Origin of the sequence: Dyadobacter diqingensis (assembly GCF_024220585.1) — a bacterium.
GTDB lineage: Bacteria > Bacteroidota > Bacteroidia > Cytophagales > Spirosomataceae > Dyadobacter > Dyadobacter diqingensis.
In genome coordinates this window covers 704613-718990 of record NZ_JAMXKF010000003.1, presented here as the reverse complement: position 1 = coordinate 718990, position 14378 = coordinate 704613, and the positions used below count along the sequence as shown (strand labels likewise).

The 14378-nt window shown below is 43.4% G+C and carries 10 protein-coding genes and 2 riboswitches; of the genes, 5 read left to right on the top strand and 5 right to left on the bottom strand.

What is annotated here, in order from left to right; genetic code table 11:
- Positions 1-14 precede the first annotated feature (14 nt).
- The 3 genes from M1L62_RS12270 to M1L62_RS12260 all read left to right on the top strand — a co-directional run bounded on the left by M1L62_RS12270 (position 15) and on the right by M1L62_RS12260 (position 3200).
- Positions 15-1535: a SusD/RagB family nutrient-binding outer membrane lipoprotein gene (locus M1L62_RS12270; protein ID WP_254413329.1), complete on the top strand. Its 1521-nt coding sequence runs from the start codon at positions 15-17 to the stop codon at positions 1533-1535.
- Between the two features lie 104 nt (positions 1536-1639).
- Entirely contained in the window at positions 1640-2155 is a 516-nt protein-coding gene (locus M1L62_RS12265; RefSeq protein WP_254413328.1) for a cupin domain-containing protein, read from the top strand.
- 151 nt (positions 2156-2306) lie between these two features.
- A complete protein-coding gene (locus tag M1L62_RS12260) occupies positions 2307-3200 on the top strand; it encodes a DUF72 domain-containing protein (RefSeq protein WP_254413327.1) in 894 nt (297 codons plus the stop codon).
- A gap of 64 nt (positions 3201-3264) precedes the next feature.
- Here M1L62_RS12260 and M1L62_RS12255 read toward each other — a convergent pair whose 3' ends face one another.
- From M1L62_RS12255 to M1L62_RS12235, 5 genes are all read right to left on the bottom strand, one after another.
- Positions 3265-4224, bottom strand: coding sequence for an MBL fold metallo-hydrolase (locus M1L62_RS12255; protein WP_254413326.1), 960 nt, complete (start codon positions 4222-4224; stop codon positions 3265-3267).
- A 126-nt stretch (positions 4225-4350) separates the two neighbouring features.
- Positions 4351-6549 (bottom strand): TonB-dependent receptor plug domain-containing protein, encoded by a 2199-nt coding sequence (locus M1L62_RS12250; RefSeq protein WP_254413325.1) that lies wholly within the window; start codon positions 6547-6549, stop codon positions 4351-4353.
- A 64-nt stretch (positions 6550-6613) separates the two neighbouring features.
- The gene (locus M1L62_RS12245) at positions 6614-7246 is read right to left on the bottom strand and encodes a cytochrome c biogenesis protein CcdA (RefSeq protein WP_254413324.1); all 633 of its coding nucleotides are present in this window, start codon (positions 7244-7246) and stop codon (positions 6614-6616) included.
- A gap of 137 nt (positions 7247-7383) precedes the next feature.
- A riboswitch (cobalamin riboswitch) is annotated at positions 7384-7676 on the bottom strand.
- A gap of 611 nt (positions 7677-8287) precedes the next feature.
- Positions 8288-8749, bottom strand: coding sequence for an IS200/IS605 family transposase (tnpA, locus tag M1L62_RS12240; protein WP_254413323.1), 462 nt, complete (start codon positions 8747-8749; stop codon positions 8288-8290).
- Between the two features lie 809 nt (positions 8750-9558).
- Positions 9559-9846, top strand: a riboswitch (cobalamin riboswitch).
- Complete coding sequence (locus tag M1L62_RS12235; protein WP_254413322.1) at positions 9809-9976, bottom strand: hypothetical protein; 168 nt, start codon at positions 9974-9976, stop codon at positions 9809-9811. It overlaps the preceding riboswitch by 38 nt.
- A 53-nt stretch (positions 9977-10029) precedes the next feature.
- Between M1L62_RS12235 and M1L62_RS12230 the strand changes: the two genes are divergently transcribed.
- Both M1L62_RS12230 and M1L62_RS12225 read left to right on the top strand, forming a co-directional pair.
- On the top strand, positions 10030-12432 hold the full coding sequence (locus tag M1L62_RS12230) for a TonB-dependent receptor (protein ID WP_254413321.1): 2403 nt from the start codon (positions 10030-10032) through the stop codon (positions 12430-12432).
- A 126-nt stretch (positions 12433-12558) separates the two neighbouring features.
- Positions 12559-14103, top strand: a complete 1545-nt coding sequence (locus M1L62_RS12225) for a PepSY domain-containing protein (RefSeq protein ID WP_254413320.1) — start codon at positions 12559-12561, stop codon at positions 14101-14103.
- Positions 14104-14378 lie beyond the last annotated feature (275 nt).

The window sequence follows — 14378 nt, the reverse complement described above, 5'->3', positions numbered from 1 at the left end:
AACAAGATAACATTATGAGACATAAAATATTAATCCTTTTGAGTCTGATGACCTTTTTAGGGTCTTGTACGAAGGACTTTGAAAAAGTGAACGTCAATCCGAATGCTCCGGCATCTGTTCCTCTGGACTATCTGCTGAGCCAGTCATCGCTGTTGCTGGCGGGGTCTGCCGGTGATCCGGGTTATAAATCCTGGCGTGCCAATTTCATTTATGCGGGTTGTATCATGCAGCAAATGGCTTCTGTGGAAGTGAATTTTTACCGCGGAACAGTCTATACTTTTCAAGGTGATTTAAGTGCAGCCTATTTTGAAAGCTCTTATCCAAATTCGATAAAAAACCTGGTCAACCTGATCGATCTGGCAAGTAAGGATGCAAAAGATGTGAACATACTATCGATGGCCAGAATACTGAGAGTGGTTGAAACTTCATTCCTGACTGACCTTTATGGCGACGTACCCTACTCAGAAGCAGGAAAAGGATTTATTGGTAAGATCAATTCTCCAAAATACGATGCCCAGCAGGCCATTTATATGGACATGCTAAAAGAGCTTGACGAAGCGACCAAGGCTTTTAATGCTTCTTCTTACAAACCGACAACTGCTGATTTTGTGTACGGCGGCGATCTTGAAAAGTGGAAAAGAGGTGCACATTCACTGATGTTGCGTATAGCCATGCGCATGCAAAAAGCCGATGCAGCCAATGCACAGAGCTGGGTAAAAAAAGCTATTGACGCGGGTGTCATGACCAATAACGATGACAGTTTTGCCATTAAAATGGATAAAACAGGTGCAGGGAATAACTCCAATGCCAACTCCTGGAACCTGGGTGCAGGAAGAAAAATTGCGGATGGAAATAATATTCAGTGGGCCAAAACTTTTATCGACATGATGAAAACAAGGAAAGACCCTCGTCTTCCGGTTGTAGCGGCGCTGAAAAGTGGAGACCGCTCCATTGACAAGCAAATAGGAATTCCAAGCGGAACCGATGCCACAGCATTGGCTTCACTTCCCGAAAAAAATCTGGATAACTATTCCCGCGCTGCACCGAACATGTACGCGTTGAGCAACCCTTATTTTATCATGACCTACGCAGAATCGCAATTGCTGAAAGCAGAAGCCATTGAACGTGGCTGGTCCACGGGAGATGCCAAAGCAGCTTTTGAAGCAGGCCAGGCAGCTGCGATTCTTCAGCTGAATTCTTACGGAGGCACATTGACTGACACCGACGCAAAAGCCTATGCAACTGCCAACCCTTATCCGGCTGGCAGTCTGGATGCAAAACTCGAAGCGATCCAGACCGAAAACTGGCTGATCAATGGTTCTGTACTAAATCACATGGAAGCATGGGCCGACTGGCGCAGAACCGGATTCCCAAAACTGATTCCTGTAAACTATCCGGGAAATGAAACGAACGGACAAATCCCACGCCGTTTGCGTTATCCGCAAAGTGAAGTGGGTGTCAACGACAACATCAAAGAAGCCATTACAAGACAGGGCGGTGATACATTTATGACTAAAATATGGTGGGATAAATAAAATACGCAAGCCCTCTTCAAAAGATGCTCCAAAATATCGGAGCATCTTTTTGCTTTTTATTCTAATTTTGAAGTTTATCGGATCATAACCAAACTTATCAAAATATGCTTGATGTATTTCCTGCTTCAACGGACAAAGCTGTTGTTTTTGAAAATGTACAGAAGTTCATTGACGAACAAGGCTTCAATGTTGTAGCAAAAGACCATTCTCGTCCATGGGGAGGCTTTTTTGTGCTTGACGAAAGCCAGGCGCCACAGTTTATCAAAACATTTTTCCCTCATTTATCCCTGGAAGATTTTGCAGGTTATGAAAAGCTAAGCCCTAAAATACTAGTGGTAGCTCCGGAAAAACGTTTATCATGGCAATATCACCACCGTCGCGCTGAAATCTGGAAAGTGATCGGTGGCAACGCGGGTATTGTGATCAGCGATACGGATGAAGAAACGGAAATGAAACAATTGCCAATCGGAACCGTGATCAGCCTTAACCAGGGCGAGCGTCACCGTTTGATCGGTGTGGATGAATGGGGTGTTGTGGCTGAAATCTGGCAGCACACAGATCCTTCCAATCCATCGGATGAAGATGATATCGTTCGCGTTCAGGACGATTTCGGAAGATAATCTTAACAAAGATGAAAGTGCCATGGCTAATTCGCTTAACCATGGCACTTCTTTTTTATACAATTAGTTTTCGGGGCTTCGTTACCTGAATTATTTGGTATATTTAAGAGTCCCGTCATCTTTCCTAAACCTTACTCCCATATAAAGTGCCATGAAATTCGGAAAAATTGAAAACCCGGAGAAAGTAGATTTCATACTTCCTCCCGACCATAAGGATAACAAGACCGTTTTAGAAAAATCAAAAAACGGCAAGCCGGAAATTTTTATCGGCTGTGCAAAATGGAATAAATCTGACCTGAAAAACTTTTATCCAAAAGGCACAAAAGACGAACTTGCATACTACGCCACACAATTTAACAGCATTGAATTAAACGCCACCTTTTACAACAATTTCCCGGTTGACACCATCGACAGCTGGCACGACAAAACGCCGGAAGGTTTCAGGTTTTTCCCGAAACTGCACCAGGGGATCAGTCACTGGAAAAGATTAAAAGACGCGGAAGAGCCAACGAGTGTTTATCTAGATCATATCTCCCATCTCGAAGAAAAGCTGGGCATGCTGTTTCTGCAATTGCCGGATAACTTTGGGCCGAAAAACTGGGAAGCATTAAGAGATTATCTCGAGGTGTGGCCTTCCGGGTTTCCATTGGCGCTTGAACTGAGGCATACCGCCTGGTATGACGGTTCCTGGAACAGCGATCATCTTTATGAACACCTGGAAAAGAAAAACATCACACACATCATCACCGATACCGCTGGCCGCCGCGACTTGCTGCATATGCGCCTGACTACGCCAACAGCATTTGTCCGCTACAACGGAGCTAATGTGGACTCTGATTACACGCGCCTGGACGACTGGATGGACCGGTTGAAAAAATGGGTCGATGCGGGTATTGAGAATATCTATTTCTTTGTGCACCAAAACCACGAAGAAGCCTCACCGCTGTTATCGGCTTATCTGATCGAAAAGGTTAATAAAGAGTTTGGGACGGACATTAAAATTCCCCACAATCCAAATGCATCAAAGCAAATCGGATTGTTTTAGTCATAAATCTCATTTGTGTGCCACGGGTTTAACGGATATTCTGCCGTGCGAATTCGTGGCTTTTTTATAGTTCGAAAGCACTTCCCTGCTCGGGAAAGATAATTTCGAGACCCAATGCGTTGCCATCACTCAACTGGCCTTTGATGATCACCTCGTTTTGTCCCGTAGGTTTGATGTGGGTAACAATAACCTTTAAATCCCGCATGTTTTCCTTTCCTGCCAGCGTCGCCAGTTTGGTCATTTCCTTCATCAGCCAGGCAGGCGTCAGGTGCCCGAAGAGTTTGTTGTCTGGCTGTTCATTAGGATAGGAAACTTCAAGAAAAATACCGGTTAACGTTTTTGCCTTAACCAACGGAGCCACGGCTTCCCACACTTTTTGAAGCTTGTTTGATTTTTCTACTTCGTCGGGGCCCGTATCTCCGAAATACAATGCCTGTTTCCCATTATGCTGAATCAGAAATGCCGCACTTTCATAGGGGTTTCCATGACTGAGTGAAAAAGCTTTCACAGTCATTTCCGTATTTTCCAGACTTATCTCCTGCCCTTCGGTCAGCGGTTTATATTTGTATTTTTTTAAAGAAACACCGTTTCCGTCGCTTCCGAAATTCGGCCAGCTTTCCCAGTTGAAATAGTGATTTTTAACAATTTCAATACATTTTGGCAGGCCATAAATACTCTTGGCTGTATCTTCCGGCGCATTGATGATCAGTCCCGAAATATGGTCCAGATGCGGATGTGAGATCAGATAACCTTTAATAAAACTCCTGAAAACCTGATCCGTCGTTGCTGCAAATGCTCCGTTGGAAACGGACATCTCGATTCCCTGATGAATGGTGCCGGCATCCAGACAAACGTAAGCCGTCGAATTTACCGGCGCGATCATGTACGCCGACATATTGCCTTCCTCTACTCCTCCTTTAACCCCAAGCGGAACTATGTTAAACGCAGATTGCGCAAGGCAAACCGAAGTCAGACAATGAAAAACGCATAAAAATAGAATGAAGCCGTAAATCCGTGATCGCATGGTGGGTGGATTGAGATGTAACGTAAATATAAAATCCTTCACCCTAAAATACGGATGAAGGATTTATATTATTATCCCGAAGGGAAACAATTCAGCAAACGGTTGATTGAAACCGATTAATTTGTTCTAAAATGCAACCGTATATCTTACCGAAACAGCGCGTCCGGGCAAGTTATAACCCCGCTTTTCATAATAATTTTCGTCGGTCACGTTATTAATTTTTAATGCCAGCGTATGTTTTTGAGCGATTTTGAAAGCAGCCGTAAAATCAAGCACCATATATTTAGGATAGTCGATTACCGGATTTATCGGATCGGTGTAGTCGATATCCTTACGTGTTCCAATCGAACGCCCCGACAAGCGTAGACGAAGCCATTTCAGGTTGTCATATTCCAGACCATAGTTGAAAGTGTTTTTAGCCACGTTCTGAATGTCGCGGGTAACTTTTGACTCGTCAGTTCCAACAATATCTTCGGCTGCTTTAAACATCGAAGTTGCGTTGACATACGCTTTCAAAGAATAACGATAATTGGAAAGTGCGCCAAAATCATACGTTACTTCCGTTTCCAGACCGTTGATTTCTGCATCAGCCGCATTGACAAAAGTAGCACGGGAAACGATGACATCTTTATTCTCAAGTGGTTCATTAACGGTTCTGATCACTTTGGCGATCCGGTTGGTTACCTTCGTTGAAAAATACGTTACGTTCGCGGAAAGACCTGTTTTGGGTTTGTTAAAACTTAACCCCAGATCCCAGCTTACACTGCTTTCATTTTTCAGATCCGGATTTCCGGCGGTGACCGCAATTCTTCCTTTCGAATCACGTATTTCGTTATACCCCGCTACGCTGTAAGCATCGGTTGTCACGAACGCACGGCCAATGGTTCCTTTCACGCGCAGTGCAGGGATAACCTCGTAACTCAGCCCTAAGCTCGGACTTGTAAACGGATTTGTTTTTTTACCTGACTTATACGTCGGCAAAAGTGCCGTTTCCTTTACGTCGAAGGTAATATTATCATAACGAACACCCGGCTGCACCGTCAGACGACCGAAGTTCAACATGGCCTGTGCAAAAAATGCGGACGAAATAATGGCATAAGCCGGCTGCGTCGGTGCGCGTTCGGTTGTATCGTTTGTCCAGCGGCGACTTTCCGTAGAAGAATTTAGATAATCATAACCGACAATTAAAGAATGGTTACCGATTGACCAAACATCTTTCACCTGAATACCTTTCCAGGAATTTCCCAGTTCCGCAGAACGGAAGGGAATAACCGGTTTGCCGGATGCGTTGAGTGTATAGTTTTTTGTATTTTCTTCCGATGTGAAAACTTTCAGGCTCGGACTGTGATTGCCGATTTTACCGGTCAAAGCCACATCAAACGCAGCGCGGTCCACATCTTTTGTGCTTGCTTCCGTAGAACCCGAAGAAATTTCGCCGGGCGATTCTACGTTTTTTGCCTGGAACTTATCGCCGCGAATATCAATGCGCCAGTTGTCGTTCAACTGATAACCCAGTCGCAACGCACCAGAAAAATAATGAAGCTTTGTATAAGGTCTTCTCTGACCGTCCGTGTTAGTCTCATCAACATCCTGAACAGGTTGAGCCGTATAATTTTTTCTGACCGAAGTGAAATCGAAAGCATCACGAAACAAATTCCACTTCCCGATTTTATAATCTTTTGATCTTTCAAAATAGGAGAACGACATATCATAATCCAGCTTTTTGGTAAGGTTTCCGCCGGCATTTAATCCCGCCTGAAATGTCTGAAAACTTCCGTACTCGATAAATCCGTTGCCTTTTGTATCTCCTTTTGACCTTTGCGTAATGATGTTAATTACACCGCCCATCGCCTGGGATCCGTACAAAGAGGAAGCAGGTCCTTTTAAAACCTCAATTCTTTCTACGCCATTCAGGTTGATCTGCGATAAGTTGGTGGCTCCCGCGGCCCGCCCGTCGATCAGTAACAAGGTACGCTGGTTTAATCCGGAAAACTGAGGACGAAATCCACGAATACCGATTCCGGACGAAAGGTTCGGGTATTGAATAACATCCACCGCAGCTGTCTTACGGACAATATCCGTCAGGTCATTGGAAGGAGTCATTTCAATATCCTGACGACTGATGATATCCAGTTTTTGAGGAATTTTTTCCTTTCTGGTTTCGTAACGTGTGGCCGTTACAACAACAGGATTTAATATATTTTCTCGGGTAGAATCAGGTAAAACCACTTCCTGTGCCTGCGCAGAGAAAGTGGTAACGGTCATGGCTAACAGACCGGCAAACGTGAGTTGATGAAAGGTAGAAAAGTAAAAATTATGCTTCATTGGTATGGATAAAATAATTGATTGCGATTTTGAGCAGGATTTTTTCAAAGTGATGCCTTAAAAACTATCCCTGAAAAGCCTCATACAGTGTCATAATTCCGATAATAATTGAAAAAGCGCCTACGATGTAATTGATGATTTTCAAGACAGAATCCCGTTTGGATGCAAATTTATTGATTGAAAAAGCGAAGAAATATCCGTACGCCGACATAGACAGGATAATACCGAGGCTTTGGATAACGATAATCCAAACGGCGGTATAAGCGTCACTGGCTGCGAGTGTCAGCGCCACGGCGCAGGCGCCACCCGTTCCTGCCAGTCCATGCACCATCCCTACCCAAAAGGAACGACTTACTTTTTGAGCGTTAACTGATAATTCAGCTAAATTAGGTTTCCGAAAATTCCGTCGTAATGCCACAATACCCAGCCAGATCATCAACGGGCCTATAATCAGCTCCACTTTCTCGGATATATCCAATGAAACATTTGATTTCAGGATTAATACCAGACAGGCAAACAAAATAAGTGTCAGGGAATGTCCGAGTGCCCAGTGCGACGAGCGCCAGATCAGCTTCAAGCGGTCTTTGGGTTTCTGATTTTTTTCGGTGGCCAATACTGAAACTGCCGCCATATGGTCAGGTTCAAAAGAATGCTGAACGCCAAGAAGAAGAGAGTCTACTAATAAATAATTGATCATTTCCTTTCACATAAGTAATTGAGAATACCCGTTTTAACATATGACGGGCTACTTATGAAAAATGCACTACGAAGCAACTTAGCAACAAAGAACGCTGCCAACTCAGTAACTTCCTGCTTCTTTTCCCGAAAGCATTCCGAATATGATGTTATATGGCAGGTCTTCTGGCTCGTTCCATCGAATGACGCCTTCCCGGTTCAATTTTGAATGATTGAGTTTTGAATGATAGAATGGGTGGAGTGTGCCAGATTTTGGCTTTTTCCAACATTCTATCATTCACTAATTCTATCATTTAACATTAATCCCCAGTGGCAGAATGTCATGATTTTTTAATGAACTTACAGCAGCGGGTACTACTCCGGATTCTCACCGGATTCCCTTTTAAGTGTTTAGGCCTTGTGCCTAACACACCACTTAACGGGTGCAAACTTACTATTAAATTTATTAGTGAGGCAAAATTATTTTGAGAGATGATAGTTTAAGGCAATCCACACGAGACGTTCCTTACGGAACGAAAAGAGGCAAATTGGAAATTCTATTGCTACCTACAAAATGTCCCGATGGGACATGATTCGGCAAAAACTACTTCGTGGCAGAGATGAAGCAGGGAAATCGCAAAGACTGTTAACTTGCCGAATGTACGATGGTGCATGTTCCGGTAACAACATTCCCCGGTAGCGATACCCGAGGCAAATTGAAAATACTTTTATATTAACGAATGCCCAGTAGCGATACCCGAGGCAAATTGAAAATTCCTTTATATTGACGAATGCCCGGTAGCACATGTTCTGGTAACAGCACTCCCCGGTAGCGATACCCGAGGCAAATTGAAAATACTTTTATATTGACAAATGCCCCGTAGCACATGTTCTGGTAACAGCACTCCCCGGTAGCGACACCCGAGGCAAATTGAAAATACTTTTATATTGACAAATGCCGGGTAGCACATGTTCCTATCGGAACATCTTGTTGGTAGAAAAGATCTATGCATTGCTTTTGCCCAACGTTCCTTCGGAACGTTTCGTGACGAATACTTGCCGCCTATTCCAATTCCTTAAAAATATATTGCTCCTCCCATTCAATGTCAAACGCCACCAACAATTTCCTGTATTCTTCTAAAAAACTTTTCTTTTGATGATGGGCCTCCTGGTTTTGGATGTATCTGATCACGTCGGGGACCTGGCTTTTTCCATAGGAAAAGGCACCATAACCTTCTTGCCACGCAAATGGATGCCTGGAAAAATTCTGAGCTTTAACCCATTTGTTACTTTCTGTCTTAACGTTTTGTATCAAGGAGGAAATCGACTGATGCGGACGAATGCCGGCGAGGATATGAATGTGATCAGGCATGCTATTAATTTGAAGCATCTTGTGCCGGTTCTCCTGAAATATTCCGGTGATGTATTGATGCAATTTATCTTTCCAAACCGGTTGAATAAGTGCCTCCCTGTATTTTACCGCGAATACAAATTGGATGTGAAGTTGTGTGTAAGTATTAGCCATATTTTGATAGTGTGTTGTAAGCAAGCAATTTATCGAAAATCACGAAACGTTCCTGACGGAACGAAAATCCATTCGCTTTACACCATTTTCTACCCACGAATTGTCCCAAAGGGACAAAAACATAACGCATTGTAAACCTTAAGGCATTTAAACCCCGACCTAACACCCGCTTTTTTGTTCCGACAGGAACATTTCGTGGGTAGAAAATACGGAAAAATCTGGGATGCTCGTTCCAAAGGAACGTTTCGTAGTAATTTTTATCCCGTCTAACCCCCTCTTTTTGTTCCGAAAGGAACATTTCGTAGGTAGAAAATACGGAAACATTCTGGACGCTCGTTCCATCGGAACGTTTCGTGAAAGAATGTAGTAATAAATCCGTAAAGAATTTTTATCCCGTCTAACACCCGCTTTTTTGTTCGAAGGGAACATTTCGTGGGTAGAAAATACGGAAAAATCATGGACGCTCGTTCCATCGGAACGTTTCGTGCAAGAATACATTAATAAATCCGTAAAGAATTTTTATCCCGTCTAACACCCGCTTTTTTGTTCCGACAGGAACATTTCGTGGGTAGAAAATCACGAAATACCCTGAACCTTCGTTCCGTCGGAACGTTTCGTGCAAGAATATAGTAATAAATTCGTAAAGAATTTTTATCCCATCTAACACCCGCTTTTTTGTTCGAAGGGAACATTTCGTGGGTAGGAAATACGGAAAAATCATGGACACTCGTTCCGTCGGAACGTTTCGTGCGAGTACGACAACTTCGATTTAAAACCGTACATTTGCGCCTCAATAAGTTCTTTTCTTTATTTTTCCAACAGGAAAAGGTTTTACTATCAGTGAATTAATAGGGAATCGTGTGCAAATCACGAACTGTCGCGCAACTGTAAGTAACATCAAAAATTTATATCACGCATGTCCACTGGGCCAATGATTGAATTTTGAATGAGTGAATGATTGAATGGCGGACGGCTCCAAAATCTGGCGCACTCCACCATTCAATCATTCTCACACTCTATCATTCACTCATTATTTCCCCGGGAAGGACGGTATAAATGTTACAAGTCAGGAGACCTGCCTTTTTCTATGTTGACAATGCTTTCGCGGAATGAAGCTTCGTCAGGTTTGGTGTTTTCTATCCAGGCAAATTTGCCATGGATCGCTGTGCCCCTGCGGTATAGCAAACACAATTTCTTGTCTTCATTTCTTCTTCCTTCCGACTGCATTTCAAAATACTGCCAGGAGCTTTTAACTCATTTCTCTAATCAAAGTTAAAGGTATGCAAACGCAAAAAAACTGTTTCCCGCGGACTGGAAACAGCAATCAAATTTCACCAAAATCATGGTACAGTCATGTACTTAAAATTGCTCTTCTTATTCAACTTTTGCTGAGCAATACAGCTTTTGCCCATCATTTTGGAACATTAAAAGGTTCTATCCAAAGTGAAACCGGAGATCCGATTATTGGTATTCACGTTCGTCTGGAAGGCACATCTTTCGCGGTGATCACCAACGAATCCGGTCATTTTGAGATCAAAAACATTCCGGCCGGACATTACACATTGCTGGCAAGCGGAATTGGTTATGAGGTAAAAAAAGAAAACATCGAAATCAAACAGAATGAGATAACACTTTTACAATATAAGTTAAACAGCAAAACCAACGAACTGTCGGAGGTGGTGATCAGTTCAGGCGCCAATCGGTCGTTTTCTTCTGTAAACAAAATTGATGTCCCGCTTCGTGATATGCCAATCACAACTTCCACGGTATCTGTAAAAACAATCGAACAGCGTGGAGCCGATGATTTGGGCGAAGCTATGAAAAACACAACCGGTGTCCGGGCTAACAATACCTATGGCGGTTTTCAACACTTTACCATTCGTGGATTTTCAAATTTCGTTTTATTGATCGACGGCGCCCGCGATGAGCGGCATAACATTTCTACCAGCGCACCTAATACCAATCTTGCCAATGTTGAGAGTATAGAAGTCTTAAAAGGGCCTGCTTCTGTCCTTTTTGGTCACTCGGCTTTGGGTGGCATTATCAACATTGCCAGAAAACGCCCGACAGCCAATTTCAAAGCAGATTTCTCAGCGACCTATGGCAGCTTCAATACCAGAAGAATCCGTGCCGGCGCCGGCGGTGCAATCGGCGACAAGCTGCGTTACCGGGTCGATTTCGGCATGTCGGATACCGACGGATACCGTCATTCGGGTTCTAATACAAACAACGGTTATCTGGCTTTGGAATATACCCCCACCGACAAAGACTTATTCTATCTGACAATTGGAGCCAATAAAGATATTTATGATACCGATACCGGCATTCCCATGCTTGAAGGCAGCAAGGTCGTTCCGGGAATGAATATCAACACGCGTTACAACGACCCGGCAGATTTCCTGAAACATACGCGCTACGACTATCAGCTGAAATATGTTCATAAATTCAGCGAGAGGTTAAAAGTTTCAAACCAGCTTTCTTACTACGACGATAACATCAATTACTTCTCAACAGAGGAATTGACGCTGAACAATTCTCTGGATTCGATCAACCGTTCGTTCCCGTTTTATTTCAATCATTTAACAAAACCCCTGCAAAATCAGCTGGAACTGACTTATGAATTCAATACCGGCCGCATTGAACATAAACTACTGGTTGGATATTCATTAAGTCTTCTCAACAGAAAAACCTATAATGGTGATGTTTATGGTCCTGGCAAAAACGCAACCGTAGCGATCTCGAATCCGATCCTGAATCAGGGTTATATCAATTTCAGGGACGTGAATTACAAAGCGACCATGGAAAATGTTCATGGGATTTATGTGCAGGACTGGATCAAAATCACGGATAATTTAAAAGCACTGGCCGGGCTGCGTTATGATATTTTCGACGGCACCTATTATACCAACAAAGTTGACGCCGACAGAAATATAACGGAAAGAGGCCCCGAATCTACCATTTCAAAATCTGCATTGACTTACCGAGCAGGTTTGGTGTACCAGCCAATAGAACCATTGTCTGTTTACGGTTCTTACTCGACTTATTTCAAGCCATCACGGCGTGTGGCACCCAATGGAGAGACGTTCGATCCGGAAACGGGTTATCAGGGAGAGGTCGGAAGTCGTCTGGAATTATCATCCAGATGGGCTGCCAATCTTGCCTTTTATTATATGCGTAAAAACAATCAGCTGGAAGCTTTGCCTGGTGGTATTTACAAAAGAATTGGTTCTGCCGAATCGAAGGGATTTGAAGCAGAAATCAACGGAAACCTTTTACCAGGATTGGATCTCTCGGCCGGTTACACGTTCTCCAAAGCGAAATACCTGCCGTATGACAGCGAAGAAATCAATGTCGCTGCCGGAAAAAGAGTATCCTTTGCTCCCACCAATATGTTAAATGCCTGGTTGAACTATGAATTGCAAACCACTTCGCTGAAAGGACTCAGTGTAGGGGCTGGCGCCAATTACATGAGTGAGACTTTCACCAACAGTGCCAACACCTATGCGTTACCTGCATATACCATTGCAGATGTAGCAATTGGATACCGCGTCGGGCGCGTAGGTTTACGCCTGAATATCAACAATGTGTTCAACGAAAAGTACTTCGCCAACGCCATTTACACAAGCCAGTTTTCACCGGGCCCAACAAGAAACTTCCTGCTGAGTTTGAAGTATAATATCTAAATTTTTTTACCCGTCCGACGGTCGAAAAAAACCGTCGGACGGGATTTTTGCATAACACACAGTATCAGCCCAAAACATTTTCGATTGACAATCTTAGCTATCCGGCGAAAATGTCAATTTCTTCCTATGAAAAACATTACAAAATATACTTTGCTCCTGCACCGCTATCTTGGATTCGCATTGAGCCTGCTTTTTGTGATCTGGTTTTTGTCGGGTTTCGCGATGATGTATGCCAAATATCCGACGATGCGGCAAAATGAAAGATTACAAAACCTACCCGTCGTTGACCTAAGCCACGCCAATCTAAGTCTGAAGGAAGCCTTGACAAAAGCCAGTATCATGGATACCTTACGCGCAGTCAGGTTAGGGATGTTGCTCGACAGGCCTGTCTACCGCATTACGACGATTCAAAATAAAAATCTGGCCATTTACGCAGACAATGGAGAATTATTGACTCCAACTGATACTACACTGGCACAAAAACTGGCGGTCGCTTTTCTGAAAAATCGATATCAACCAAAAAATCTTGAAACCTTAACTGAAATCGATCAGTGGATGGCCGGTGCCAGGTCGATTGGATATCAGCCCCCGGTACACCGTTTTAAAATGAACGATCCCGCAGAAACCTACCTGTATGTGTCTACCCAAACAGGAGAAGTAGTACAAATGGTTAATGCCAAACAGCGTTTCCTTGCCTGGCTGGGCCCTATTCCACACTGGATTTACCCGACTGTGCTGTTGAGAAACAGACCTCTTTGGAATGATATTATCGTCTGGACTTCCTCCCTGGGTACACTCATGTGCATCGCTGGTATTGCTATGGGTCTTCTTCGTTACAAAAAGAAGAATAAAGACTCACTGGCTTTTAGTCCGTATAAAAAAAAGTGGTTCCGATGGCATCATTACACCGGTTTTGTCTTTGGAATTTTTGCCTTTACCTGGGTTTTCAGTGGTCTGTTATCCATGACTCCCTGGGATTGGGCACCCTTTACCAGACTGAATCCGGACGAAAATAAACAATGGACAGGCGGCGTTTTCAAACCTGATTTATTTACGCTGCCTCCTTCGAAAGCATCGGAGATATTTAAAAACAATCTGGCACTAAAAGAGATTCACTATACACAATTACAGGGAAAACCATATTATCAGGCCTATCAGGACGAACAACATACCCAGTTATTACGAGCCGACAATTCGTCGGACAACGCTTTTGAACTATTTCCGTACAAGCCTTTTATCCAAACGGTTAAAGCACTGAACCCGGCAGCTAATATGTCCGAAGCTGTGGTACTTTCGGACTACGACGATTATTATTATTCCAAAAACAAGGATAAACGTCTTCCGGTGTTACGCGTCAAAATGGATACACCCGAAAAAACATGGTATTACGTTGATTTGAAAACGGGACAGGTGGTTTTAAAACATGAGAAAAAGAGCCGCCTGGAAAGGTGGTTGTACCACGGATTACATAGTCTGGATTTCACGTTCATCTTCTACAAAAGACCGTTATGGGATATCATTGTGATTATTTTGATGCTTGGGGGTTTGGGTGCGAGCAGTACAGGATTGGTATTGACGTGGAAATGGTTAAGAAGGAAGGTCAAAAATAAAAAGCCGGTTTTAAAGCGAAAAGTAGCGGCTGAAGATCGTTTGAAAGACGGTGTACAATAAATCACGAAACGTTCCTACGGAACGAATTGATCGATATTGAACCTAGTTTCTACCGACCAAACGTCCCTATGGGACGACGTTCCAAGGGCACCATTTTGCAAAAAACGTTCCCTTGGGGGTGTTTCATTAGGAACCATGATTCGGTTAATGCTATTCCCATAATCCGATAAAAACGCCAGATATCGATAAACAAAAACGTCCCCGTGGGACGTCTGGCTGGTAGCTAAGATTTCGTTTGAGCCTAATGCCTTCGTTCCATCGGAACGTTTCGTGTA